The organism is Streptomyces flaveolus (assembly GCF_044765825.1).
In the GTDB taxonomy this organism is placed as follows: Bacteria; Actinomycetota; Actinomycetes; order Streptomycetales; family Streptomycetaceae; genus Streptomyces; species Streptomyces flaveolus.
Genome location: NZ_JBIWKU010000011.1, coordinates 140,271 through 166,099, shown reverse-complemented (window position 1 = coordinate 166,099; position 25,829 = coordinate 140,271). Strand labels below are relative to the sequence as shown.

At 71.7% G+C, this 25,829-nt stretch carries 21 protein-coding genes; 4 read left to right on the top strand and 17 right to left on the bottom strand.

The genetic code is table 11. The features are described from left to right. Positions 1 to 9: 9 nt before the first annotated feature. The 3 genes from ACIRG6_RS29360 to nsdA form a co-directional block, all read right to left on the bottom strand. Positions 10 to 348 carry a P-II family nitrogen regulator gene (locus ACIRG6_RS29360; RefSeq protein WP_239763276.1) on the bottom strand — a complete coding sequence of 113 codons (339 nt, stop codon included), beginning with the start codon at positions 346 to 348 and terminating at the stop codon, positions 10 to 12. Further along, entirely contained in the window at positions 345 to 1,688 is a 1,344-nt protein-coding gene (locus ACIRG6_RS29355; RefSeq protein ID WP_189233060.1) for an ammonium transporter, read from the bottom strand. Before ACIRG6_RS29355 ends, ACIRG6_RS29360 begins: the two co-directional genes overlap by 4 nt. 390 nt (positions 1,689 to 2,078) lie before the next feature. Continuing rightward, positions 2,079 to 3,572, bottom strand: coding sequence for a transcriptional repressor NsdA (nsdA, locus tag ACIRG6_RS29350; RefSeq protein ID WP_350719428.1), 1,494 nt, complete (start codon positions 3,570 to 3,572; stop codon positions 2,079 to 2,081). A 446-nt stretch (positions 3,573 to 4,018) separates the two neighbouring features. Between nsdA and ACIRG6_RS29345 the strand changes: the two genes are divergently transcribed. Further along, entirely contained in the window at positions 4,019 to 4,690 is a 672-nt protein-coding gene (locus ACIRG6_RS29345) for a bifunctional DNA primase/polymerase (protein ID WP_364680439.1), read from the top strand. A 120-nt stretch (positions 4,691 to 4,810) separates the two neighbouring features. On the opposite strand, the gene ftsY is transcribed toward ACIRG6_RS29345, so the two are convergent. Then, complete coding sequence (gene ftsY / locus ACIRG6_RS29340; RefSeq protein ID WP_189233057.1) at positions 4,811 to 6,025, bottom strand: signal recognition particle-docking protein FtsY; 1,215 nt, start codon at positions 6,023 to 6,025, stop codon at positions 4,811 to 4,813. 174 nt (positions 6,026 to 6,199) lie between these two features. On the opposite strand from ftsY, the gene ACIRG6_RS29335 reads away from it, so the two are divergent. Then, a complete protein-coding gene (locus ACIRG6_RS29335; protein ID WP_364821224.1) occupies positions 6,200 to 7,660 on the top strand; it encodes a cytosine permease in 1,461 nt (486 codons plus the stop codon). 670 nt (positions 7,661 to 8,330) lie between these two features. Here ACIRG6_RS29335 and ACIRG6_RS29330 read toward each other — a convergent pair. The 4 genes from ACIRG6_RS29330 to ACIRG6_RS29315 form a co-directional block, all read right to left on the bottom strand. After that, on the bottom strand, positions 8,331 to 9,749 hold the full coding sequence (locus ACIRG6_RS29330) for a sugar porter family MFS transporter (protein ID WP_318214594.1): 1,419 nt from the start codon (positions 9,747 to 9,749) through the stop codon (positions 8,331 to 8,333). Positions 9,750 to 9,954: 205 nt separating this feature from the next. Further along, positions 9,955 to 13,518 carry a chromosome segregation protein SMC gene (gene smc, locus ACIRG6_RS29325; RefSeq protein WP_403325008.1) on the bottom strand — a complete coding sequence of 1,188 codons (3,564 nt, stop codon included), beginning with the start codon at positions 13,516 to 13,518 and terminating at the stop codon, positions 9,955 to 9,957. 276 nt (positions 13,519 to 13,794) lie between these two features. Beyond that, complete coding sequence (locus tag ACIRG6_RS29320) at positions 13,795 to 14,007, bottom strand: hypothetical protein (protein WP_318214592.1); 213 nt, start codon at positions 14,005 to 14,007, stop codon at positions 13,795 to 13,797. 386 nt (positions 14,008 to 14,393) lie between these two features. Beyond that, on the bottom strand, positions 14,394 to 14,675 hold the full coding sequence (locus tag ACIRG6_RS29315) for an acylphosphatase (RefSeq protein ID WP_189233053.1): 282 nt from the start codon (positions 14,673 to 14,675) through the stop codon (positions 14,394 to 14,396). A gap of 161 nt (positions 14,676 to 14,836) precedes the next feature. Between ACIRG6_RS29315 and ACIRG6_RS29310 the strand changes: the two genes are divergently transcribed. Together ACIRG6_RS29310 and ACIRG6_RS29305 are read left to right on the top strand one after the other, a co-directional pair. Next, complete coding sequence (locus ACIRG6_RS29310) at positions 14,837 to 15,985, top strand: CAP domain-containing protein (RefSeq protein WP_403325007.1); 1,149 nt, start codon at positions 14,837 to 14,839, stop codon at positions 15,983 to 15,985. 74 nt (positions 15,986 to 16,059) lie between these two features. Further along, positions 16,060 to 16,452, top strand: coding sequence for a winged helix-turn-helix transcriptional regulator (locus tag ACIRG6_RS29305; RefSeq protein ID WP_318214589.1), 393 nt, complete (start codon positions 16,060 to 16,062; stop codon positions 16,450 to 16,452). Here ACIRG6_RS29305 and mutM read toward each other — a convergent pair. The 9 genes from mutM to ACIRG6_RS29260 all read right to left on the bottom strand — a co-directional run bounded on the left by mutM (position 16,449) and on the right by ACIRG6_RS29260 (position 25,721). Beyond that, on the bottom strand, positions 16,449 to 17,309 hold the full coding sequence (gene mutM / locus ACIRG6_RS29300; protein ID WP_364679939.1) for a bifunctional DNA-formamidopyrimidine glycosylase/DNA-(apurinic or apyrimidinic site) lyase: 861 nt from the start codon (positions 17,307 to 17,309) through the stop codon (positions 16,449 to 16,451). The two genes, ACIRG6_RS29305 and mutM, sit on opposite strands and share 4 nt — an antisense overlap. A gap of 87 nt (positions 17,310 to 17,396) precedes the next feature. Continuing rightward, entirely contained in the window at positions 17,397 to 18,245 is an 849-nt protein-coding gene (gene rnc, locus ACIRG6_RS29295) for a ribonuclease III (RefSeq protein ID WP_225638661.1), read from the bottom strand. A gap of 7 nt (positions 18,246 to 18,252) precedes the next feature. Continuing rightward, a complete protein-coding gene (gene rpmF, locus ACIRG6_RS29290; protein ID WP_003951102.1) occupies positions 18,253 to 18,426 on the bottom strand; it encodes a 50S ribosomal protein L32 in 174 nt (57 codons plus the stop codon). Positions 18,427 to 18,428: 2 nt separating this feature from the next. Further along, complete coding sequence (locus ACIRG6_RS29285; protein WP_318214586.1) at positions 18,429 to 19,073, bottom strand: YceD family protein; 645 nt, start codon at positions 19,071 to 19,073, stop codon at positions 18,429 to 18,431. A gap of 144 nt (positions 19,074 to 19,217) precedes the next feature. Beyond that, on the bottom strand, positions 19,218 to 20,357 hold the full coding sequence (locus tag ACIRG6_RS29280; RefSeq protein ID WP_318214585.1) for a cell division initiation protein: 1,140 nt from the start codon (positions 20,355 to 20,357) through the stop codon (positions 19,218 to 19,220). A 132-nt stretch (positions 20,358 to 20,489) separates the two neighbouring features. Further along, the gene (coaD, locus tag ACIRG6_RS29275) at positions 20,490 to 20,969 is read right to left on the bottom strand and encodes a pantetheine-phosphate adenylyltransferase (protein ID WP_318216347.1); all 480 of its coding nucleotides are present in this window, start codon (positions 20,967 to 20,969) and stop codon (positions 20,490 to 20,492) included. 26 nt (positions 20,970 to 20,995) lie between these two features. Continuing rightward, positions 20,996 to 21,715: a 16S rRNA (guanine(966)-N(2))-methyltransferase RsmD gene (gene rsmD / locus ACIRG6_RS29270; RefSeq protein ID WP_403325046.1), complete on the bottom strand. Its 720-nt coding sequence runs from the start codon at positions 21,713 to 21,715 to the stop codon at positions 20,996 to 20,998. 26 nt (positions 21,716 to 21,741) lie between these two features. Then, a complete protein-coding gene (recG, locus tag ACIRG6_RS29265; RefSeq protein WP_364679934.1) occupies positions 21,742 to 23,958 on the bottom strand; it encodes an ATP-dependent DNA helicase RecG in 2,217 nt (738 codons plus the stop codon). 50 nt (positions 23,959 to 24,008) lie between these two features. After that, positions 24,009 to 25,721, bottom strand: coding sequence for a DAK2 domain-containing protein (locus ACIRG6_RS29260; protein WP_403325006.1), 1,713 nt, complete (start codon positions 25,719 to 25,721; stop codon positions 24,009 to 24,011). Positions 25,722 to 25,829 lie beyond the last annotated feature (108 nt).

Genomic DNA, 25,829 nt, shown 5'->3' with positions numbered 1-25,829 from the left:
CGTCCTGGTTCAGAGCGCGTCGGGGCCGCGCTCGCCGGTGCGGACCCGTACGGCCGTGTCGACCGGGACCGACCAGACCTTCCCGTCGCCGATCTTGCCGGTGCGGGCGGCCTTGACGACGACCTCGATCAGTTCCTCGGCGTCGTCGTCCTCGACCAGTACCTCGATACGGATCTTGGGTACCAGGTCGACGGTGTACTCGGCGCCGCGGTAGACCTCGGTGTGGCCGCGCTGGCGGCCGTAGCCGCTGGCCTCGGTCACGGTGAGGCCGTGGACTCCGAAGGCCTGGAGGGCCTCCTTGATCTCGTCGAGCCGGTGCGGCTTGACGACCGCGGTGATGAGCTTCATGCGTCCACCTTCTTGCTCTGGGCCTGCGCGGCCGCGGTGGCGGCCGGCGCGGCGGTCCGGGCGGCACCGCCGCCGGCGCCGCTGAAGTCGTATGCGGTCTCGGCGTGCTCGGCCTGGTCGATGCCGGTCACCTCGTCGTCCTCGGGGACCCGCATGCCGATCGTCTTGTCCAGGGCGAACGCCAGGACCGCGGAGACGACCAGAGAGTAGGCGAGGACGGCGAAGACACCGGCGCACTGCTTCCAGAACTGGTCCAGCCCGCCCCCGTAGAACAGGCCCTGGACGTCGGACTGGCCCTTGCCGCTGGCGAAGAAGCCGACGAGCAGCGAGCCGGCGATGCCGCCGACGAGGTGGACGCCGACGACGTCGAGGGAGTCGTCGTAGCCGAACTTGTACTTCAGGCCGACGGCCATGGCGCACAGCACACCGGCGATGGCGCCGACGGCGATCGCGCCGAGCGGGGAGACGGCACCGCCGGCCGGGGTGATGGCGACCAGACCCGCGACGGCGCCGGAGGCGGCGCCCAGCGTGGTGAAGGCGCCGTGGCGGATCTTCTCGTAGGCGAGCCAGGCCAGCATGGCCGCGCCCGTGGCGACCTGGGTGTTGACGAACATCAGCGCGCCGACGCCGTCGTCGTTGCCGAGCCACGAGCCGGCGTTGAAGCCGAACCAGCCGAACCACAGCAGGCCCGCGCCGAGCATGACCAGCGGCAGGCTGTGCGGGCGCATCGGGTCCTTCTTGAAGCCGACCCGCTTGCCGATGACGAGGATCACGCCGAGCGCCGCGGCACCGGCGTTGATGTGCACGGCCGTGCCGCCGGCGAAGTCGATCACGCCCAGTTCGAAGGCCCAGCCGCCCGCGCCCCAGACCCAGTGGGCGACCGGGAAGTAGACCACGGTGACCCACAGGGCGACGAACAGGGCCCAGGCCGTGAACTTCACGCGGTCCGCGAGGGCGCCACTGATCAGCGCGGGCGTGAGGACGGCGAACATCATCTGGAAGACCAGGAAGACGAAGACGGGGATGGTGTAGCCGTCCCACAGCTCGGTCAGGCCGATGTTGCTGAGGCCGACCCAGTCGGAGTTCCAGCCGATGATGCTGCCGGAGTCCGTGCCGAAGGCCAGGGAGAAGCCGTACAGCACCCACAGCACGGTGACGATGCCGAGGCTGATGAAGCTCATCATCAGCATGTTCAGGGTGCTCTTGACGCGGACCATGCCTCCGTAGAAGAAGGCGAGGGCCGGGGTCATGAGCATCACCAGGGCGGAGCAGATGAGCATGAAGCCCGTGTTGGCGGCGGAGAGCTGTGTCTCCGCGGCGAGCGTGATGGCTGGAGCCATCGGCGTCTCCTCGTCGTTGTACGGCCCCGTGCGGGCGAAGCCTGAGCGGCAATGAGGGGTGGGCCGGTTATGCGCCACGAGATTGGCGCAGCGCCGTTTCGGTGGGTGCCCCCCACTGTTTCGCCGCCGTGACGAAGGCGCCGTGCGTGTTACGCGTGGATGAACCGCCGGTTCACGGACCGGGTCGCCGATATCGTGACGCGGCCTCCCCGGGAATGTCCGCAACCATCAGTTGAGCACCCCCTGCGGCGAGCAACCAGCTCCGCGAGAGCGGCGCCGGTTCAGGCGCAAAAAGGAGGGCCGGCCGCGGCGGCCTTCCGAGTGACCTGGCATGGGGGAGCCGAGTCGGGCAGTTCGGGAGGGCCGGCCGCGGCCGGGGTCTGTGGGCGGTCAGACCGCTTCGGCGGTCTCGGGCAGTTCGGCGGCGAGCCGTGCGGTGAGGTCCGTGACCTCCGCCAGGTCACCGAAATCGCGTACGGCCGTGTCGACGGTCTTGCGGATGCGGGTGTTGACGCGTTCGGAGCGGACCTTCTTGGCGATGGCCATGGCCTCGGTGGCGAGGACGGTGCTCTCCTCGGGCTCGCGCCGCAGCAGGTGCACGGTGGCCATGCCGATCAGGTTCAGCGCGTAGGAACGCTGGTGTTCGTCGTCCTTGGAGAACAGCTCCACGGCCCGCCGCATCAGCGGCTCGGCCAGGGAGGCGTAGGCGGGGCTGCGGCCGGCGACGTAGGCGAGGTCGCGGAAGGAGTGGCTGTTCTCGCCGTACAGCTCGGCCTCGGAGAAGAAGCGGATCCAGTCGGGGTCCGGCTCGTCCCACTCGTCGGCCTCGGTGAAGGTGTCCTCGGCCATGCGCACCGCCCGCTTGCAGCGGCCGGGCTGTCCCATGTTGGCGTAGGCGCGGGCCTCCATCGCATACAGCATCGACTGGGTGCGCGGGCTCGCGCAGTCCCGGCTGCCGTACTGCGCGAGGTGGATGAGCTCCAGGGCGTCGTCGGGCCGGCCGAGGTGGATCATCTGACGGCTCATGCTGGAGAGGATGTACGAGCCGAGCGGCCGGTCGCCGGCCTCCTTGGCGGCGTGCAGGGCGAGGACGAAGTACTTCTGCGCGGTCGGCTGGAGTCCGACGTCGTACGACATCCAGCCGGCCAGTTCGGCGAGTTCGGCGGCGACTTTGAAGAGTTTGGCGCGGGTGGTCTCCGTCTGGGGTTCCTGGAGGAGGTCGGTCACCTCGTGCAGCTGGCCGACGACCGCCTTGCGGCGCAGGCCGCCGCCGCACTGAGCGTCCCAGCGGCGGAACATCACGGCGGTGGACTCCAGCAGCTCCAGCTCGGGCCGGGACAGCCGGCCCCGCGCACGCGTGGCGGGTGCGGTCTCGCGTCCGGACGGGGCGGCCGGCGGCGAGGGGACGAGCCAGCGCTGCATGGGCTCGATGAGGGACGGGCCCGCGGAGAGGGCCAGCGAGCTGCCGAGGAAGCCGCGCCGCGCCAGCATCAGGTCGCTGCGCGAGAACTCGCTGAGCAGGGCCACGGTCTGCGGGCCCGTCCAGGGCAGGTCGACGCCGGTCGCGGAGGGCGACGGGCGGGTGCTGCGCAGGCCCAGGTCCTCGACGGAGACGACGACGCCGAAGCGTTCGGAGAACAGCTCGGACAGGATCCGGGGGATCGGTTCGCGCGGGTTCTCGCCGTCGAGCCAGCGGCGCACGCGCGAGGTGTCCGTGGAGATGTGGTTGGCCCCGAGCTGGCGGGCCCGGCGGTTGACCTGCCGGGCGAGCTCGCCCTTGGACCAGCCGCTGCGCGCGAACCACGAGGTGAGCAGCTCGTTGGGGCGCTTGTCAGCGTGCGTCGCGCTTCCCGCGCTCGTGCCGCCTTCGCCGTTGCCGCTCACTGGAACGCCCCCATCCCTGAGACCACCTGTCGCCGAGTGCGCCAAGCCCTATCAGCATGCCGGTGACCCGGGCCCTCCGTCCGGCGTACGCCACCCTTCGAACGGAAAACCGAGTTGCCTCCGGCATACCCACAAGTGCATGTGCCCCAAGGCTCCATGTACACAAAGTAATCCTGCGATCACTGGGCCTGCCACGGTGATTCGGGAATCGCCACCATTCGCCACCCCTTCGGATGAACTCCCGGTGGCCTGCGCACGATTCACTTGACATAGGCCGATCGGGAGGCGGTGCAACGGTGTCCACCGGGGCGTGCGCCGCCGGGCGCACCACCCGCGGTGCTTCCGGGCGCCGTCTGAACCGCGTCGAACCCGGGGAGTGGGAAACAGAGAGTCACGCATCACGTCCGCTGCGTAACCGCCGCTGCGTCGAACCCGTTGGAGGGGGCATGGGCTTCACGATCGGCATCGGGACCAGTCGGGGCATGCGCGACGTCCGGTCCGGCACGCGCCGCCGCGGCCGGGCCTCGGAGGCCACCGCCGCGGCCGAGTGCACGGGACTGTGGGGCTGGGACGTGGTGCCGGGGGCACGGGCCGCCGCGGGCGCCTGCTCCTGCGGCCGGCACGACTGCCCGGCACCGGGCGCGCATCCGCTGGACTTCGCGCCCGAGCTGCCGGCCGGATCCACGCTGCTCGAGGCGAGCGCGGCCTGGGCCGAGTTCCCGGGCGCCGCGGTGATGCTGCCGGTGGGGCGGACGTTCGACGTGATCGAGGTGGCCGAGGCCGCCGGGCGCCGGGCACTGGCGCGGCTGGAGCGCATGGGCCTGCCCCTCGGCCCGGTTGCGGCGACCCCCGAGGGCCGCGCCCACTTCTTCGTCGCCCCCGGCGCCGCCGCCGAGCTGCCCCGGCTGCTCTACCGGATGGGCTGGGACGACCCGACCGCACTCGACCTGCGCGGCCTCGGCCCCGGTACGCACGTCACGGCACCGCCCTCGGACCGCGGCGGTCTCGGTCCGGTGCGCTGGCTGCGTCCGCCGGCCCTCGACTCGGCGACGAAGCCGCCGGCGGCGCGACTACTGCTGGGCACGCTGGCGTACGTGGCCCACCGCTCTCGGGCGTAGGCCGGCCGGCAGGCCCTCCGGCCCCGGCACCCGCCCGGCACGGCGAAGCGCCCGTCCCCCGACTGCACCTCGGGGGCGGGCGCTTCTTCGTGCGCGTACCGGCATCGGGCCGGCGGGACGTCACTCGCCGATGAGCGCGTCCACGAACGCCGCCGGCTCGAACGGCGCCAGGTCGTCGGCGCCCTCGCCGAGCCCGATCAGCTTGACCGGCACGCCCAGCTCGCGCTGCACGGCGACGACGATGCCGCCCTTGGCCGTGCCGTCCAGCTTGGTGAGGACGATGCCGGTGATGTTGACCACCTCGGCGAACACGCGGGCCTGGATCAGGCCGTTCTGGCCGGTGGTCGCGTCGAGCACCAGCAGCACCTCGTCCAGCGGGGCCTGCTTCTCCACCACGCGCTTGACCTTGCCGAGCTCGTCCATGAGACCGGTCTTGGTGTGCAGGCGGCCCGCGGTGTCGATGAGCACCACGTCGGCGCCGACGTCCTTGCCCTCCTTGACCGCGTCGAAGGCGACGGAGGCGGGGTCGCCGGCCTCCGGGCCGCGCACGGTGTGGGCGCCGACCCGCTCGCCCCAGGTCTGCAGCTGGTCGGCGGCGGCGGCACGGAAGGTGTCGGCGGCACCGAGGACGACGCTGCGGCCGTCGGCGATCAGGACGCGGGCGAGCTTGCCGGTGGTGGTGGTCTTGCCGGTGCCGTTGACACCGACGACCATCACGATGCCGGGCTTGCCGGTGGCGGGCTCGGTCTTGAGTTCGCGGTCCATGTCGGGGCCGACCAGCGTGATCAGCTCTTCGCGCAGCAGCCCGCGCAGTTCCTCGGGCGTGCGGGTGCCGAGCACCTTCACCCGCTCGCGCAGCCGCTCGACCAGCTCCTGGGTGGGCTGCACGCCGACATCGGCGGTGAGCAGCGTGTCCTCGATCTCCTCCCAGGTGTCCTCGTCGAGGTGCTCGCGGGAGAGCAGGGTGAGCAGGCCCTTCCCGAGGGCGTTCTGCGAGCGGGAGAGGCGGGCACGGAGCCGGACCAGACGGCCGGCGGTGGGCTCGGGAACCTCGATCTGCGGGATCTCGAGCTCTTCGACGACGGGCGGCTCCTCGACACCGACGGGAGCGGTGCCGCCGTCCGGGAGGTCGACCTCCTCTATCGTCCGGCGCGTTTCGTCGCGCGGCGTCTCGGCCTCGTCGCCGACGTGCGGCTCGGCCGGAGGGGCGGTGATGTCGGGTGTCGACGGAGGCGGCGGAGGCAGCTGCTTCTTGCGGCGACTGCCCACGATCAGCCCGCCGAGTGCGCCGATCACGACCACGGCGATGACTACAGCAAGGATGAGGATTTCCATAACCCGTCCAGTATCAGTCATGGGCTCGTGGGACACCCGCTTGTGACTTCCTCCAAAGGACAAAGGCCCCTGGAAGGAAGGAGTCGGACCAAAGTACGATGGAAGAGGCCGCGTCAACGCGCGTAGAGTCCCGAACGCATCCTCTTCCCCACGATCGAGGCACGGACCCCCCATATGAGCAAGACCGCCGAGACAGAAGGCGCCCTGGAAACCCGTGGTATCGAGCAGGTGCCCGACCACGAGCGCACCGCCCGGACCCGCGAGCTCTTCCCGACCTGGGTCGGCGCCAACATCAGCGTGCTGCTGCTCACGATGGGCGCGAGCCTGGTCGTGGCGTACCACCTCAACTTCTGGCAGGCGCTGGTCGTCGCGGCCGCCGCGCCCGTGGTGTCGTACGGCCTGGTGGGTCTGATCGGCATCGCCGGCAAGCGCGGCGGCGCCCCCGGCATGGCGCTGTCCCGGGCGGTCTTCGGCCAGCGGGGCAATCTGCTGCCCGGGTCGCTGATCTGGGTCGCCCGCTGGGGCTGGGAAACGATCAACGCGGTGACCGGCGCCTACGCCGTGCTGACCGTGCTGCACATCGTGTTCGGCATCCGGGCCAACAGCGTGCTGGACATCGTGACGCTGCTCGTCTTCGTCGTCGCGACGTTCGCGATCTCCGGGCTGGGCATCAACGCCGTGCAGAAGTGCAACAAGTACGCGGCGTACCTCTTCGGCGTCTTCTCGGTGCTGGTGCTGGGCTACCTGGTCGTCGACACCGACTGGTCCGCGGTCTTCGACCGGTCCGCCGGTTCGGTGGCCGCGATGATCACCGGCGTGGGGCTGATCGCGGCGGGCGGCGTGAGCTGGATCCCGTCCGCCCCGGACTTCACCCGGTACCTGCCGCGCACCGCCTCCTCCAAGGGCATCGTGGGCGTGACGATCGGCGGTGCCGGCATCGTCGTGCTGCCGATGGTGCTGATGGGGATGGTCATGGCGGTCTCCACGCCGGACCTGGCCTCCGCCGGCGACCCGGTCTCCTTCCTCGGCGAGATCCTGCCGACCTGGATCGCCGTGCCGTACCTGCTGATCGCGCTGATCGGGATGCTGCTGATCAACTCCATGTCGATGTACTCGGCCGGCTTCACCGCGCAGACCCTCGGCTTCAAGATCCCGCGGCACTGGGCGGTCTCGGTCAACGCCGTGATCTCGCTGGTCTTCGGCGGGGTGCTGATGCTGGTGGCGACCAGCTTCATGGGCTCCTTCATCGCCTTCCTGTCCCTGCTCGCGGTCGCGTTCTCCGCCTGGGTCGGCGTCTTCGGCGCGGACATGCTGCGCCGCACGGAGTACGACGGCGAGGCCCTGGCCGACACCGGCCGCACCAGCGCCTACTGGTACCGGGGCGGCTTCTCCCCCGCCGCCGTCGCCGCATGGGCGGTCGGTCTGGCCGCGGGCCTGATGTTCACGACGTCCGACTGGTTCACGGGCCCGCTCGCGGCGAACAACGTCATCGGCGAGTACGGCCTCGGCTGGGTCGCCACCGTGGTGATCTCCGGTCTCCTCTACGTGGTGCTGCCGAAGCCGCCGGTGGTCGTCCCGGCGGCGCCCGCCGAGCGGGCCGAGCAGCCCGAACACTCCGAGGCGCTGAGCGTCTGACCCCACGCTCCCACCCACGTCCCCCTTCGCCCGGCCCGGCGGAGGGGGACGTTTCACGTCCCGGGGCGCCACGCCGGCCCCGGCCACGGCGAGAGGTGCGCCGCGGGCGACCGAGCGGGGGCAGTGGGCGGCCGACGGGTGCTCTGCGGGCGGCAGACCGGGGTCAGAAGGCAGCCGACGGGCGCACCAGGCTCGGCCAACCGGGGATCTGTGGGTGGCTGACGGATGCGACAGGCGCAGGCGACCGGGGGCCGTTGGACGGTCGCCGTCGCCCTCGTCGGCGGACCACCGTCCAGACCTGGGGGCCGTCGCCGTCGTCCCCCAGGCGGACCACCGACCAGACCTGGTGGGCGGTCGTCGTCCCCGTTGGCGGACCAGGTGGGCACTTCCCCTCGCACCCCGGCCGGAAGCCCGGTCCGTCCCATGCACCCCCCGCGGCCCGGCAAGCCCGTCCCGTCACCGCGCCGGCCCGGGACCCCCTTGACTCCCCGCCGCACCTCCGCCGGTCGCCCCCGCGTCGCGGGGCGGCCCGACCGTGGAGACACGGCACCGCCCCGGTGCGCAAGACACCTCCGCCCCCGTCCGGAGGTGTCCGGACGGGGGCGGAGGCACGGTACGAGGAGAGGGGCAGCGGGGACTTGGCCCTTCTCCCCGAGCTCGGGAAGGGCGGTCAGCCCATCTCCTCCAGGGCCTTGCCCTTCGTCTCCTTCACGTACTTCAGTACGAACGGGATGGAGAGCGCGGCGAAGATCGTGTAGATCACGTAGGTGCCGGACAGGTTCCAGTCGGCCAGCGACGGGAAGCTCGCGGTGATCGCCCAGTTGGCGATCCACTGCGCGGACGCGGCCACACCCAGGGCGGCGGCGCGGATCCGGTTCGGGAACATCTCGCCGAGGAAGACCCAGACGACCACACCCCAGGACAGGGCGAAGAACAGCACGAACACGTGGGCGGCGATCAGGGCGACCCAGCCCTGGGTGGCCGGAAGCTTGCCGTCGACCAGGTCGAAGGAGAACGCCCAGGCCTCCAGCGCCAGGCCGATCACCATGCCGACCGAGCCGACGAGGGCGAGCGGCTTGCGGCCGACGCGGTCCACGAAGATCATCGCGATCACGGTGCCGACGATGTTGATGATCGATGTCGTGAACGAGTAGAAGAACGAGTCCGACGGGTCGACGCCGACCGACTGCCACAGCGTCGAGGAGTAGTAGAACGCGACGTTGATGCCGACGAACTGCTGGAAGACCGACAGGCCGATACCGATCCAGACGATCGGCTTGAAGAAGAAGCTGCCGCCGAGCAGGTCCTTGAAGGACGACTTCTCCTCGCGGTGCATGGCGTGCTCGATCTCGGTGATGCGCGCGTCGAAGTCGACGTCCTTGCCCTCGACCTCTTCGAGGATCTGCTTGGCACGCTCACGCTTGCCCACCGAGACCAGGAAGCGCGGGGACTCCGGGATGGCGAAGGACAGCAGGCCGTAGAGGACGGCCGGGACGACCATGACGCCGAGCATGACCTGCCAGGCCTCCAGGCCCATCAGCTCACCGCGCTGGTCACCGCCCGCGGCGTTCAGCAGCCCCCAGTTGACCAGCTGCGACACCGCGATGCCGACGACGATCGCGGCCTGCTGGAAGGAACCGAGCCGGCCGCGGTAGGCGGGCGGGGAGACCTCGGCGATGTAGGCGGGACCGATCACCGAGGCCATGCCGATGGCGAAGCCGCCGATGACGCGCCACATGGCCAGATCCCACAGCGCGAAGGGCAGGGCCGAACCGATGGCGCTGACGGTGAACAGGACCGCCGCGATCTGCATGCAGCGGATGCGGCCGATGCGGTCCGCGATGCGGCCGGCGGTCGCCGCGCCGATCGCGCAGCCGATCAGCGCGACGGCGATGACCTGGGCCAGCACCGCGGAGCCGACGTCGTAGCGGTCCCGGATGGCCTCGACGGCGCCGTTGATGACGGAGCTGTCGTAGCCGAAGAGGAAACCGCCCATCGCGGCCGCCGCCGCGATGAAGATGACGTGCCCGAGATGATCGGGATGAGCCGTCCTGGCTCCTGGATTGGGTGCCTGCGCTGTGCTGGCCACGTGTACTCCTCGGGCTTCCGGCAACGCTGCCGGGGTGGTTCGCCCTTCGAGGTGCCACTGGTAGGTACCTGAAGGTAAAAGCAACGTTGCAGAGACTATGCCTTCAAGTTTCGAAGTCAATAGGGCGAGAGCTGTGAGTTATCCGATGCCCTCGACGGCATTGTGTTCAAGAGTTGAATTTGACATGCCCGACTTGCGACGCTCTCTACACAGGCTGGCGCAGGCGCTGGCCGATGACCTTCGACACGCCGTCGCCCTGCATGGAGACGCCGTACAACGCGTCGGCGACCTCCATCGTCCGCTTCTGGTGCGTGATGACGATCAGCTGCGAGGCTTCCTGGAGCTCCTGCATGATCCGGATCAGCCGCTGCAGGTTGGTGTCGTCGAGTGCCGCCTCGACCTCGTCCATGACGTAGAACGGGCTCGGCCGCGCCTTGAAGATCGACACGAGCAGCGCCACGGCGGTCAGCGAACGTTCCCCGCCCGAGAGCAGCGAGAGCCGCTTGACCTTCTTGCCCGGCGGCCGCGCCTCGACGTCCACACCCGTGGTGAGCATGTTGTCGGGGTCGGTCAGCACCAGGCGTCCCTCACCGCCGGGGAAGAGCCGGCTGAACACGCCCTCGAACTCCCGGGCCGTGTCCCGGTAGGCCTCGGTGAAGACCTGCTGGACGCGCTCGTCGACCTCTTTGACGACCTGGAGCAGGTCGGCGCGGGTCTTCTTCAGGTCCTCGAGCTGCTCGCTGAGGAACTGGTGCCGTTCCTCCAGCGCCGCGAACTCCTCCAGTGCCAGCGGATTGACCTTGCCGAGCTGCTGGTACGCCCGTTCGGCCGCCTTCAGCCGCTTCTCCTGCTCGGCCCGTACGAAGGGCCGGGGACGGTTGCGCGGGTGCTCAGGATCGTCCGGGAACTCCTCGCCCTCGGCGGGGGGCGAGGGCGGCACCAGTTGATGCGGCCCGTACTCGGCCTCGAGCCCCGCCGGTTCCACACCGAGTTCCTCCAGCGCCTTGGTCTCCAGCTGCTCGATGCGCAGCCGCTTCTCGGCGCCGAGTACCTCGCCCCGGTGAACTGAATCCGTCAACTTGTCGAGTTCGGCCTTGAGGTCGCGCCCCGCGGTGCGCGCGGCGGCGAGTTCCTGCTCGCGCCGGGCCTTGGCGGCCTCGGCCGCGGTGCGCTCCTCGTCGGCGCGGGCGAGCGAGACCTCGACGTGCGCCAGCAACTGCCGGGCGCCCGCGGCGACGGCCTCGGCGACGGCCGCCTCGTGCCGCAGCCGGGCCCGCCGCTGCTCGGCACGCGCGCGTGCCTCGCGTTCCGCGCGGGCGGCCCGGTCGAGGGAGTCGGCGCGTCCGGCGAGCGCCTTGACCCGCTCCTCGTGCGTACGGGCCTGGAGACGGGCCTCCATCTCGGTCTGCCGTGCGTTGGCGCCGTCGGCGGCGAGCCGGTCGCGGACGGAGGTGTCGGGTTCCTCCTCGACCGGCATCTCCTCGGCGACCGCGAGCCGCTCGGCCAGCTCCTCGACGTCCATGAGCGCCTTGTCCAGCGCCTCCTGCGCCCGCTCCGCCGCGGCGGCGGACCGCTCGGCCTCGCCGGCAGCGCCCCGCGCCTGTCCGGCGAGCCGCCCGAGCTGCTGGGCGACGGACGACTTCTCCCGGTCGGCGGCACGGCGCCGCTCCCCCAGCTCCTCGACGAGCGCGGCACACTCCCGGCGCCGTTCGACGGCCGCCTCCTGCGCCTCGGCCAGCTCCGCGCACCGCACGCCCAGCTCCGTCAGCTCGGCGGCGGCCTCGTCCACGGACGCCTGCACCTCCAGCAGGCTGGGCGCCCCGGCGGACCCTCCCTGCGCGAAGTGGGCGCCCAGCAGGTCGCCCTCGGCGGTGACGGCGGTCAGCTCGGGGTGGGCGTAGACGAGGTCCTCGGCGTCCTCCAGGGTGCCGACGACGACGATCCCGCGCAGCAGCCGCCGTACGGCGGGCATCAGGTCGGCGGGCCCGCGGACGAGGTCGGCGGCGTACGGCGGCCCGTCGCTCCGCGGTTCGTGCGCCACGTCGTCGGGGGCGCCTGCGAGCAGCAGGGCGGCGCGGCCCGCGTCCTGCTTGCGCAGGTGCCGGATGGCATCGGCGGCGGCCGCCGGGGACGCCATCGCGAGGGCGTCGGCGGCGGCCGCGAAGGCGGCGGCCACGGCGACCTCGTGGCCCGGCGCCACGGTGAGCAGTCCGGCGGCGGGGCCGAGCAGTCCGCCGAGGCCGTCGCGCGCGGCGAGCAGCGCACCGGTGCCGTCCTTGCGGCGCAGGCCCAGCGCGAGGGCGTCGTGGCGGGCCTGCGTCGCCGCGCGCCGGCGCTCCGCCGCGGTGGCTGCCTCGCGGGCGTCGCTCTGGGCGGCCTCCGCCTCGGCCAGCCGGCGCTTGGCGGCCTCGTGCCGCTCGGCGAGTTCCTGGTCGCCGGCGTCGAGCCCGTCGACCTCGGCCTGGAGCGCCTCGTACTCCTCCTGGGCGGCGGCGGCCCGTTCCCGGGACTCGTCCCGGGCGGCGGCCAGCCGCTCGATCTCCGCCTGGGCGGAGGCCGCGCGGGAGCGGGCGGCACCGACCTGGCCGCTGAGCCGGGCCAGCCCCTCGCGGCGGTCGGCGATGGCGCGGGCGACGTCCTTGAGGCGGCGCTCCTCCAGTGCCAGTTCGCGTTCGAGGTCGGCGCGGTGGGCGACCGTGTCCTCCAGGGCGCGCTCGGCCGCTTCCAGGGCCGCTTCGAGTTCGGCCTCCTGTTCGCGCACCCGGGCGGCCTCGCGTTCCAGGTCCTCCGGGTCCCGGCCGCGCCGTTCCTCGGGGGGCGTGGAGGTGGCGCTCTTCACGCGGGCGTCGGCCAGGGAGATCGTGCCGCGCACCCGCTCCGCGAGCTGGGACAGCTCGTACCAGGTCTGCTGGGCGCGTTGCAGGCGCGGGGTGAGCCGGCGCACCTCGTCCTCCAGGTCCGCCTCGCGCCGCAGCGCCTTGCCCAGCTCCCGCTCGGCGCTCTCCTTGCGCTCCTTGAGGGCGGCCTCGTCGGCGATCTCGGCCTGGAGCGCCTCGCGCAGCCGTACGAGATCGTCGGCGAGCAGCCTGAGCCGGGCGTCCCGCAGGTCGGCCTGGATGACGGCGGCCCTTCTCGCCACCGCCGCCTGCCGGCCCAGCGGCTTGAGCTGGCGCCGCAGTTCGTCGGTGAGGTCCTGCACGCGCGCGAGGTTGGCCTGCATCGCGTCCAGTTTCCTGAGCGCCTTCTCCTTGCGCTTGCGGTGCTTGAGGACGCCGGCGGCCTCCTCGATGAAGGCGCGGCGGCCCGTGGGGTCGGCGTGCAGGACGGAGTCGAGCTGGCCCTGGCCGACGATGACGTGCATCTCGCGGCCGATGCCGGAGTCGGAGAGCAGTTCCTGGATGTCGAGCAGGCGGCAGGTGTCGCCGTTGATCTGGTACTCGCTGCCGCCGTTGCGGAACATGATCCGCGTGATGGTGACCTCGGCGTACTCGATGGGCAGGGCCCCGTCGGAGTTGTCGATGGTGAGGGACACCTCGGCGCGGCCCAGCGGGGGGCGGCCGGTGGTGCCGGCGAAGATGACGTCCTCCATCTTGCCGCCGCGCAGCGACTTGGCGCCCTGTTCGCCCATGACCCAGCTGAGCGCGTCCACGACGTTGGACTTGCCCGAGCCGTTCGGGCCGACGACGCAGGTGATGCCGGGTTCGAACCGGAGCGTGGTCGCCGAGGCGAACGACTTGAATCCGCGGAGGGTCAGGGCCTTCAGGTGCACGCCGCCGGACTCTACCTTTCGGGGGTGTCTCACTCCATGAACCGGTGAACCAGCGCGGTTTCACAGGTGAACGTGCAGGGCACATCAGACGTTGAAGAGGCTGAAAGGATGCACGGGGGAAAGTTCGGGCGGGGCAGGAGTCGCGGACGAGTCCGACGAGACGGATGGGGCGGGGAAAGAAAGAAGGGACGCCGAAGCGTCCCTTGCAACTCTGACATCTGAGCGGTTGTACGGGCGGCCCAACCACTGCTGTGCCGTCGTGAAGCGATGCAGTGATCAGGTGAGCGCAGGCTCCGCCTGGTGTGCGTCAACGCTCTCCATGCTCTCCATGATCCTGTCGTGAGAAGCGGCAGCCGCCAGCTCGTCGTTCTCCGCCTGGATTCGTCCGAGTTCGGATTCCAGGTCCTGGACGCGCTGCTGGAGCCTTCGCATCTCGGCGAGGAGTCGCGGGTCGGAGCCGCCGACGTAACCGAGAAGCGCCTTTGCCATGATGGATGGTCCTCCACAATGAGTGACCGACCGAAGCGGTGTGGGTCGATGGGTCGTGAGGGATTCGCACCCGCGGTGCTTGGCACTCTTGAGTTTTTACTGCCGTTCAACCATGCCAAACAGCTAAGGTGCGCGGGGCTTTCAGCGTCTCACCAAAAAGTTTGACGGTCAACACGATCACGCCCCGTATTGACGGGTGCCCGGGGCGCGCGACCGGGAAACGGCGGCGCGGCGACTCCTGCGGGCCCCTGGGGGCGTGGCGATCATCCTGGGTGGGGAGCCTGCCACGAGGTCGGCGTTCTTGGCAACCACCTGCTCGTTTTCGGTCCGGCGGCCCTCGGCGCACCCTCGCCCCGGGGCCCGGAGGCGCTCCGCGCGGTGCCTCGTCAGCGGATGGCGAAGCCGTCGTAGCCGCCGCGGGGTGTGTCCCAGATCTCGGTGACGCCGTCCACGCGTCCGGGCGTGTCGTCGCCCCGCAGCCAGTCGAGGAGCCCCTCGCACCGCTCCCGCGGGCCTTCCGCGACCACCTGGACGCGCCCGTCGGCCAGATTGAGAGCAAAACCACTCATGCCGCCGAGCTCCAGCGCCCTGGCCCGCGTGAACCAGCGGAAACCCACACCCTGGACCTGTCCGCGAACCCACGCGACCAGCCGTACATCCTCGCTCATGAGTGCAACCTAACCAGTCAATGTCACTCCGGACACTTCGCCCCCTGGCGCCATGCGGTACCGTCCCCACCCAACGAATCGCACCTGAAACTCACTCGATCGTGTGAGTTCTGTGGTGAACGCGAGGACACGTCGACCGCGAGGACGAGGAAGGCCAGGACATGGGACGCCACCGACGCTCCCCCGCCGGCCGCGCCGCGGAGGGCCACCGCACGGACGGCTCCGCGGGACGGGGCCGGCACCCGTCGGGTGCGGGTGACCGCCCCACGATGGGCATCGCGCCCTACCTGAACCCCGAGGCGTACGCCGAGGTCCGCGCGAAGAGCGACGCCTATCTGTTCGGGCCGGACGACCGGGCCGGCGAGGGCCACCCGGAGGCGAGCCGCACGGTTCCCTTCCCCAGCGAGGGCTTCACGCCCGACGACGGTCCACAGCGCGCGGGGACGCGGCGCCGCCGGAAGAAGAGGGCCGTCACGCCGGTCCGCACGGGCCTGCTCGGTGTCTCCGCCGCGGTCGCCCTCGGCACGGTCGCCGTGGCCACGGGTGCGGTGCCCGGCCTCGACAACTACCGCGTCGGCGGCGCCGGCGGTGGCGACCGGGTGCAGTCCGCGGACGTACCGACCAACAACCCGGCCGAGCAGGGCGGCACCTCGGGCAGCGCGGACACCGGCCTCGACGGCGGCGCGCCCGCGAGCAGTGGCGCGGGCCGTTCCGTCTCGCCGTCCTCCCCCGCGTCCTCCTCCTCGCCCTCGGCCTCCCCCTCCCCGTCGGCCTCGGCCTCGACGTCGGCCGCGCCGACCGAGGCACCGTCGAAGACGGAGGAGCCCGAGGCGTCCACGCCCAGCCGGCAGCGGCAGCCCACACCGTCGCGCGCGGCCACGAAGGCGCCGGAGGAGCGGAAGACCGCCGCTCCCGCCGGCACCGTGTCCGAGCAGGCCGCCGCCGAGGCTCAGGTGCTCCAGCTCGTCAATGACGAGCGGGCCGAGGCGGGCTGCACCCCGGTCGCCGCCGACAGCGCGCTGCGCGAACTGGCCGAGGACTTCAGCGAGGCCATGGCGGCACAGGGCTTCTTCGACCACACCGACCCCGCCGGCGCCACCCCGTGGGACCGGGCCGAGACGGCCGGGATAAGCGGTCTCGGCGGCGAGAACATAGCCCGCGGGCAGGCCGACGCCCAGGCGGTGATGGACGCCTGGATGGACAGCCCGGGACACAAGGCCAACATCCTGAACTGCGACTTCCGGACCCTGGGCGTCGGCGTCCACTTCGGCCCGGGCGGCCCCTGGTGGACCCAGGACTTCGGCTACTGAGCGAGGCGCCGGAGGCGCTGTCGTGCGGTCGGCGCGCTCTGCGGGGCAGCGCTGTGCTCACGTACGCTGGAGACATGTCGACCACGCAGGAGCGCACGAAGGAGCAGGACCTCCCGTTCGACGTGTTCTCCCGGGCCTGCCCCTCGCGCGGCACCCTGGAGCACGTCACCGGACGCTGGGGCGCGCTGACGCTGGGCGCGCTGTACGACGGTTCCTTCCGTTTCAACGAGCTGCGCCGCCGGGTCGACGGCGTGAGCGAGAAGATGCTGTCCCAGACCCTGCACGCGCTGGAGCGCGACGGTCTGGTGCACCGCGAGGCCCAGCCCACCAACCCGCCCCGGGTGGACTACGAACTCACCCCGCTGGGACGCGAGGTGGCCGGGCGGCTGATCACGCTCATCCAGTGCCTGGAGGGGCACATGGACGAGGTGCTCGCGTCGCGTGAGCGGTACGACGCCCGGGGTTAGAGCACGGTGCGCGGCGGGCGCTGGCACTTCGGGCAGAAGTAGCTGGAGCGGTTCATCCACGGCCGGCGGCGCATCGGCGTCGCGCAGCGGCGGCAGGGCAGACCCTCGCGGCCGTACGCGTCGAGCGAGCGGTCGAAGTAGCCGGACTCCCCGTTGACGTTAACGTACAGGCTGTCGAAGCTGGTGCCGCCCACGGCGAGGGCCGCGTTCATCACGTCCCGGACGTGGCCGAGGAGTTCGGCGGTGCGGGGCCGGGTGAAAGTGGCCGTCGGGCGTTCGTAGTGCAGGCGGGAGCGCCACAGGGCCTCGTCCGCGTAGATGTTGCCGACGCCGCTGATCAGCGACTGGTCGAGCAGGGCCCGTTTGACCGTGGTGCGCTTGCGGCGCAGGGCCTGGTGGAACGCCTCGTCGTCGAAGAGCGGGTCGAGGGGGTCGCGGGCGATGTGCGCGATGACGTCGGGCAGTCCGTCGGGGGAGGTGTCGTGCAGCGACAGGCCGCCGAAGGTGCGCTGGTCGACGAAGCGGAGCTCGGTGCCGAGGGTGTCGGCGAAGCGGACGCGGATGCGCAGGTGCTTCTCGGCCGGCGCCTCGTGCGGCTGGACCAGCAGCTGGCCGCTCATGCCGAGGTGCGCGAGGACCGCCTGGCCGGTGTCCTCCAGCGGCAGCCACAGGTACTTGCCGCGGCGGCTGGGCGTGCCGATGCGGTGGCCCTTCAGGCGCTGGGCGAAGTCGTCGCCGCCGGCGATGTGCCGGCGTACCGCACGCGGGTGCAGCACCTCGGCGTCGGCGACGGTCCGGTGGGCGACCCAGCGTTCCAGGCCGCGCCGTACGACCTCGACCTCGGGCAACTCGGGCATGACTCCCCCTCGGACGGTCCGGTGGACGGCCCGAGCGCCCGCCCCGGGGCTGGGGCGGGCGCTCGGGTCGTGCTGTGCTGTGTGTGGTCAGGCGGAGGCCGACGGTGCGTCGGCGTTCGGCTCGGCGACGACGTCCGCGGCCGACGGGGCTTCCGTGGCCTTGGCGCGCTCGTCCGCCGCGGCGCGGATGGACCGCCACGCGGATTCCGCGGCCTGCTGCTCCGCCTCCTTCTTGCTGCGGCCGGTGCCGGTGCCGTACGAGACGCCTCCGACGCGGGCGGCAGCAGTGAAGGTCTTCTCGTGGTCCGGGCCGGTCTCCGTGACCAGGTACTCGGGGACGCCGAGCCCTTCGGTCGCGGTGAGTTCCTGGAGGCTGGTCTTCCAGTCCAGGCCGGCACCGAGGTTGGAGGACTTCTCGATCAGCGGGTCGAACAGGCGGTGCACCAGTTCGGAGGCCGCGTCGAGGCCCTGGTCGAGATAGACCGCGCCGATCACCGCTTCGAGGGTGTCGGCGAGGATGGACGCCTTGTCCCGGCCGCCCGTGCCCTCTTCACCGCGGCCGAGCCGGATGAAGGAACCGAGGTCGAGCCCGCGGCCCACCTCCGCCAGCGCACGCGAGTTGACCACCGCGGCCCGCAACTTGGCCAGCTGGCCTTCGGGCAGGTCGGGGTGGGTGCGGTACAGCGTGTCCGTGACGACGAGGCCGAGGACGGAGTCACCGAGGAACTCCAGCCGCTCGTTCGTCGGCAGGCCGCCGTTCTCGTACGCGTAGGAACGGTGGGTCAGTGCACGCACCAGAAGGGCGGACTCGAGCTGATAGCCGAGCCGCCCTTCCAGAAGCGTGTGGGACGAGGCCTGGGTGTCCGCCTTCTTCTTGGCGGGTGGGTCCGCCTTGGCGTCTTCCGCCTTCTTGGGGACTGACACAGTGCCTCTCACCAGCCGCTCAGACCTCGAGGACCTGGCGCTTGTTGTAAGTGCCGCAAGACGGGCACGCGATGTGCTGCTGCTTGGGCTCGTGGCAGCGCTCGCACGCAACCAGGGTGGGGACCGCAGCCTTCCACTGCGACCGGCGGTGGCGCGTGTTGCTGCGCGACATCTTCCGCTTCGGAACAGCCACGGCTACTTCTCCTGCTTCTCGTCGACGCCCGGTTCGGCGCCGCTCATCTCGTCCTTCTCGCCGTCTTCGAGTGAACCGGCGAGTCCCTGCAAAGCCGCCCAACGGATGTCGACGGCGTCATGGTGGTGGTCCGGGTCGTCCGACAGGCGCACTCCGCACTCGGAGCACAGACCCTGGCAGTCTTCCTGGCACACCGGCTGCATCGGCAGTGCGAGCACCACCGCATCACGCAGCACGCCTTCGAGGTCGATCAAGCCGTCCTCGACGAAGAGCCTGTCCTCGTCTTCCTCGGCGTCGTCGGCCGGTTCCGCCTTCACGCGGCCCCGGTCGTCGGCGTCAGGGTACGAGAACATCTCCTGGAAGTCCGCTTCGAGCTGCTGCTCCAGCGGCTCCAGACACCTTACGCACTCCCCCTCGGCCTTGGCACGGGCGGTGCCTGTGACGAGCACCCCTTCCAAGACCGACTCGAGCCGGAGCTCGAGCTCCAACGGGGCGCCTTCCGGCACTCCGATGACTCCCGCGACACCGAGGTCTCGGGGAGCGTCGATCGTGCGGTTCAGGCGCTGCAGCGCACCAGGACGCCGTCCCAGCTCGTGCGTGTCGAACACGAGAGGGTTTCGGTGGTCGAGGCGGGCGTTCAGAACCATTCCTGCTTTCGATCTTCTGAGCTGGGGGAACGCCGCCCTGCGGTGTCCCCGGGCAGCGTGGATCGCGGACGTACGCGCGACCGAAGAGCCAGGATACTGGACCTTCCGCTCTCGGCCCAATCCGACCCGGGGACCGGCGCCGGGCTAGAGCCCGCGGCCCTGTTCGTAGGCCCTCAGCTGCTCGGCACTGATCATGCTGGTGTCGAAGAGGCTGGTCTCGTCGAGGGCCCCCGGCTGGGCCGGCGGCAGCTGCTGGGGCTGCTGGGGCTGGGCGTAGCCCTGGGCGTCGTAGGCCGGCTGCTGGGCGTCGTAGCCCTGGAAGGGGGCACCTTCCGCCGGAGCGTAGCCCGGGGTGGGGGAGTACGGATCGGCGGGCTGCTGCTGGTAGCCGTACGCGTCGTGCCCGCCGTCGTAGGGCTGCTGGTAGCCGCCGTACGGGTCGGGCTGCTGCTGCGCGTAGCCGTACGCCGGCTGCTGCGCCGGCATCTCCGGTACGGCCGGCGCCTGTGCCGCCGCCGGCTGGTGCTCGCCGTACTCCCGCTGCCGGGGCTGCCCGGCGGGCGCGTCCGAGAGGGCCGCGAGGTCGGCGAGGTAGTCGGCGTCGCTGGAGTGCTGGACGGTGGTGAGGTCGTCGGCGAGGGCGCCGAGGTCGTCCGTGGCGATCCGGCCGTGCAGCTTCTGGCGGCCGCGGCCGACGGCCTCCAGGGTCTTGGCCAGGACCGCCTCGAAGGCGCCGAGCTTGGTGTCGACGTAGGTGTCGGCGTCGCGGCGCAGGGTCTCCGGGTCGTGGCTGCGCTCGGGGGCGTCCTCGTCCTCGTAGCCGTTCTCGTCGAGGCCGGGTCCGGTGCCGAGGAGCTTCTCCCGGCCGCGGCCGACGGAGCCGAGGGTCTTGGTGAGGACGACCTCGAAGTTGGCGAGCTTGGAGTCGACGTAGTCGTCGGCCTCCGCGCGGACCTCCTCGGCCTCCTGGCGGGCCTCGGCGAGGATCCGGTCGGCCTCGGCCTGGGAGCGGCGGGCCACCTCCGTGTCGGCGATCAGGGAGCCGCGCTCCGCGTGCGCGCTCTCGATGATCCGCTCGGCCTCCTGCCGGGCCTGCGCGACCATCTGGTCGCGGTCGCCGATCAGTTCCTGGGCCTGGGCGAGGGAACCGGGGAGCTCGGCGCGCAGCTCCTCCAGCATCGAGAGCAGCTCGGCGCGGTTGACCACGCACGAGGCCGACATGGGCATGGCGCGGGCGCCGGAGACCATCGCGGTGATCTCGTCGAGCTTCTTCTGCACGTCCACCGTGTGCTCGCCACTCTCTACAGCTGTGTTGGAGACGGACGGGACGACTGTACGACCCTGGGGTGTCGCGGGGACACCGGGTGACGGGATGTCAGTCTCCGGGGGCTGCTCGGGGTGCGTGCGGGGGTGCGCTCAGTCCTGCTTCAGGCGCTCCGACAACGCTTCGAGGACCAGCGGCGGCACCAGGTGGGCGACGTCGCCGCCCCAGGTCGCGACCTCCTTGACCAGGGAGGACGACAGGAAGCTGTAGGTGGGGTTGGTGGGGATGAAGAGGGTCTCCACACCCGAGAGGCCGTTGTTCATCTGGGCCATCTGCAGTTCGTAGTCGAAGTCGCTGACCGCGCGCAGGCCCTTCACGATGGCCGGGATGTCGCGCTGCTTGCAGAAGTCGACGAGGAGGCCGTGGAAGGACTCCACGCGGACGTTCCCGTACTCGGCGGTGACCTGGCCGATCAGGTCGATCCGCTCCTCGATCTCGAACAGGCCCTTCTTGGCCTGGTTGATCATCACCGCGACGTAGACCTCGTCATAGAGGCTGGAGGCCCGGGCGATGATGTCGAGATGTCCGTTGGTGATCGGGTCGAACGACCCGGGACAGACGGCGCGGCGCACTTGAGTTCCCTCGCTCTCCGGTCCGGTCATCGTGCGTCTTCGCACGTAGAGGCGGCGCGACCGTACCAAAACGTTCCCTCGCCGTAGCGACGGGCCCGGATGGCCTCGAAGCCGTCGGGCCAGCCGAATTCTCCGCCTCTGGTGCTGCGCTCCACGGTGACGAGCGCTTGCTCAGTGAGCCAGCCCTCCGTGCGGAGTGTGAGCAGGATCTCCCGAAGATCGTCGTCGGAGACGGCGTACGGCGGGTCCAGGAAGACGATGTCGTACGGCTCGGCCGGGGCCGGGGTGCGGATGATCTGTTCCGCTTTGCCCGCCCTGACCTCGGCGCCGGGCAGGCCGAGGGACTTGGCGTTGTCCCGGACGGTGCGGGCGGCGCGGGCGTCGGCCTCGACGAGCAGGACGTGCCCGGCGCCGCGGGACAGGGCCTCCAGGCCGACGGCGCCGGATCCGGCGTAGAGGTCGAGGACCCGTTCGCCGTCCAGGGGGCCGCCCAGCAGGGACTGCCAGGTGGAGAAGAGGCCCTCGCGCGCACGGTCGGAGGTGGGGCGAGTGCCGGTTCCCGGCGGGACGGCTAGGCGACGTCCGCCGGCTTTGCCGGCGATCACGCGGGTCATGGCGGGTCCTTGGTCGTGGGGCTTCGTGGGTTCAGTCTGGCAGGCGCAGGTCCGGGGTGCCTCGCTTCGTGAGGCGGTCGCGCATGCGTCGTGGTGCTCGCGCCCGCGCGGCGGAGCCGCCTGCCGACACAGCCCCGCGCCCCTTGCGGCGCTGCCGCTCAGCCCTTTTCCAGGTACTGCTCCCTCTCCTCGTCCAGGAGGGCATCGAGGGCCGTGCGCAGGCCGGGGAGGCTTGTCAGTTCCGGGTCGGCGGCGACCACCGCTGCCGCCTCCTCCCTGGCCTCGGCGATGATCTCCTCGTCCTCGATGACCGCGAGGACGCGCAGGGAGGTGCGGGCGCCGGACTGGGCCTGGCCGAGGACGTCGCCCTCGCGGCGCTGTTCGAGGTCGATGCGGGAGAGCTCGAAGCCGTCGAGGGTGCCCGCGACGGCGTTGAGCCGCTGCCGGGCCGCGCTCGCCTCGGGCATCTCGGTGACCAGCAGGCACAGGCCGGGTGCGGAGCCACGGCCGACGCGGCCGCGCAGCTGGTGGAGCTGGGAGACACCGAAACGGTCGGCGTCCATGATCACCATCGCGGTGGCGTTGGGGACGTTGACACCGACCTCGATGACCGTCGTGGCGACCAGGACGTCGGTCTCGCCCGCGGCGAAGCGGCGCATGACGGCGTCCTTGTCGTCCGGCTGCATACGGCCGTGCAGGATCTCGACCTTCAGCCCCTGGAGCGGGCCCTTCGCGAGCTGCTCGGCGACGTCGAGGACGGCGAGCGGGGGGCGTTTGTCGGCGTCGCCCTCGGAGGGGCCCGGCTGCTTGGACTTCTTCTTCGGGCCGTCCTCCTCGTCGCCGATGCGCGGGCAGACGACGTACGCCTGGTGGCCGTTCGAGACCTCTTCGCGGACCCGCTCCCAGGCGCGCGCGAGGAAGTGCGGCTTGTCGGCGGCCGGGACGACGTGGCTGGCGATCGGTGAGCGTCCGGCCGGGAGCTGGTCCAGGACGGAGGTCTCCAGGTCGCCGAAGACGGTCATGGCGACGGTGCGCGGGATGGGCGTGGCGGTCATGACGAGCAGGTGCGGAGGCTGTTTGCCCTTGCCGCGCAGGGCGTCGCGCTGCTCGACGCCGAAGCGGTGCTGTTCGTCGACGACGACCAGGCCGAGGTCGTGGAACTGCACCTTGTCCTCGATCAGCGCATGCGTGCCGATGACGATGCCGGCCTCGCCGGTGGCCAGGTCGAGAAGAGCGTGGCGGCGGGCGGCGGCGCCCATCGACCCGGTGAGCAGCACCACCTTGGTGGCGTGCTCGGCGCCGCCCAGCATGCCGCCCTGGGCCAGTTCGCCCATCATCTCGACGACCGACCGGTGGTGCTGCTGGGCGAGCACCTCGGTGGGCGCCAGCATCACGGCCTGCCCGCCCGCGTCGACGACGGCGAGCATGGCGCGCAGGGCCACCATCGTCTTGCCGCTGCCCACCTCGCCCTGGAGCAGCCGGTGCATCGGGTGGTCGGTGGCGAGGTCGTCGAAGATCTCGCGGGAGACCTTCTGCTGGCCGTCGGTGAGGGTGAAGGGGAGGCGGTCGTCGAAGGCGGTGAGCAGGCCGTCCGGCTTGGGTTTCCGCGGGATCGCCGGGAGTTGGGTCTCGGCATGGCGTCGGCGGGCCAGGGCGACCTGGAGGACGAAGGCCTCGTCCCACTTCAGCCGGGCGCGGGCGTCCTCGATGTCCGCCTTGGTGTGCGGGCGGTGGATCTTCAGGAGGGCCTCGGGCAGGGAGACCAGGCCCCGGCCCTCGCGCAGGGAGTCCGGGAGGGGGTCGACGGCCTCCTGTGCGCTGGGCAGGACCGTCTGGATCGCCTTGGCGAGCTTCCAGGACTCCAGCTTGGCGGTGGCCGGATAGAGGGGGATGAGGGCGCCCGCCCAGGACTCGACGGTCTCGTCGCCTTCGGGGTCGCCGCGCAGCAACTCGTACGCCGGGTGGGCCAGTTGCAGTCGGCGGTTGAAGACGGAGACCTTGCCCGCGAACATCGCCCGCGTGCCCGGCAGGAGCTCCTTGTGGGGCTTGTGGACGCCGTTGCCGAAGAAGACCAGTTGGAGGCGGCCGCTGCCGTCCGTGATGGTCACTTCGAGGCGCTGTCCCTTGCCGCGCGGCGCCTTGGCGGAGGCGAAGGTGTGCAGGCGGGCGTCGGCGACCTGGGCGACCACCGTGACGTGCTCGTCCATGGGGAGGTCGGCGAGGTGGGTGAGCTGGCCGCGCTCCTCGTATCTGCGGGGATAGTGGTGGAGGAGGTCGCCGACGGTGTGCAGGCCGAGATGCTCGGCCATCACCTTCGCGGTGGCGGGGCCGAGCACCTTCTTGAGGGGTTCTTGCAGTGCGGGCACGAGATCCATTGCACACCACGCCACTGACAATGCCGTCCACCCCGCCGGGAGGAAGCGCGCTACTCGACGCCGATCAGGAGCAGCGCGCCCTGCCGGCCGCCCCGGTAGACGACCGTGTCGACGGCGAGGTAGGCCTCGCGGACACGGGCCTCCAGGGTTTCGGCGAGGGGCTCGGGGGCGTCGTCGCCGAGGACCAGCGTGACCAGTTCGCCGCCCGCCGCGAGCATGCGGTCCAGCACGGTCCCGGCCACGGTCGTGACGTCCGCGCCGATCACGGCCACGTCGCCGTCGATGAGGCCGAGCACGTCACCGGCCTGGCAGATGCCGGCCGTCGTCCAGGACCGGTGCTCGGCGACGGTGACCTCCGCGTAGCGGGTGGCGCCGGCCGCCGAGGTCATCGCCACGACGTCCTCGTCGAAGCGCCGCTCGGGCTCGTGCACGGCGAGCGCGGCGATGCCCTGGACCGCGGAGCGGGTCGGGATCAGGGCGACGCGGATGCCTTCGGTGCGGGCCTGCTCGGCCGCCGCGGCCGCGGTGTGGCGCAGCTCGGCGTCGTTGGGCAGCAGCACGACCTCGCGCGCGTGCGCCCGCCGTACGGCCTGGACGAGCTCCCCGCTCGCGGGCGCCTCCCCGGGGCGGGCGAGCACCGCGGTGGCACCGGCCTCGGTGTACAGCCCGGCCAGGCCCTCGCCGGGCACGACGGCGACCACGGCGCGCTGGGCCCGTTCCCGCGGCGGGCGCTCGGTGCCGGTGGTGTGCACGTCGCCGAGCCCGAAGTGGGTGATCCGGATCCGGTACGGCCGCCCGGCCTCGACGCCCGCCTCCACGGCGGCACCGGCGTCGTCGACGTGCACGTGGACGTTCCACAGTCCGTCGCCGCCGACCACGACGAGCGAGTCCCCGAGGGCGTCGAGCCGCTGCCGCAGCCGCGCCACGGCGGCATCCTCGGCCTCCAGGAGGTAGATCACCTCGAAGGCGGGGCCGTCCGCCGCGTCGCACTCCCCGGCGGCCTCCTGCCCCGTGTGGTCCACGCGCGCGTGCGGCACGGCCACCGCTCCCGCCGCCGGTGCCTGCCCGGTGAACGTCTCGACCAGGGCCGCGAGCACGGTCACCAGGCCGTGTCCCCCGGCGTCGACCACCCCGGCGCGCTCCAGGACCGGCAGTTGTCCGGGGGTCGCGGCGAGGGCCGCGCGGGCGCCCGCGTAGGCGGCGTGGGCCACGGCGGCGCAGTCGTCCCCGGCTCCCTGTGCCGCGTCGGCGGCGGCCGAGGCGACCGTGAGGACGGTGCCCTCGACCGGATGAGCCACGGCCTGCCGGGCGGAGTCGGCCGCGTGCCGCAGGGCCAGCCGCAGGCCCGGACCGTCGGTGTGGGCGGGCTCACTCCGTTCGGTGAGCACCTGGGCCAGGCCGCGCAGCAGCTGGGCCAGGATGGTTCCGGAGTTGCCCCGGGCGCCGATCAGCGCTCCGTGCGCCATGGCGCCGACGGCGTCGGCCAGCGTGGGTCCGCCGGCCGTCCCCGCCGGGTCGGTGGGCCGCTCCGCGTGCTGTCCGGCCGGTGCCCGGCCGACCTCGTGCGCCGCGAACACCGCCTCCACGGCGGCGACGGCGGACTCCACGGTCAGATAGAGGTTCGTGCCGGTGTCCCCGTCCGCGACCGGGTAGACGTTGATCGCGTCGATCTCCTCGCGCGCCCGTCCGAGCGCGCGCAGCGACAGACCGCACCAGGTGCGCACCGCCAGAGCGTCGAAGAACCTCTGCGGCACCTGCGCCACCTGCGCCTCCTTGAGCTGCTGGACGTGGCAGGCAGCGTAGACCCCGCGAGGGTGCCCACCGGAAGAGGGCCGGGGGCGGACCGCTGAACCGCCATGGTAGTTTCGTTG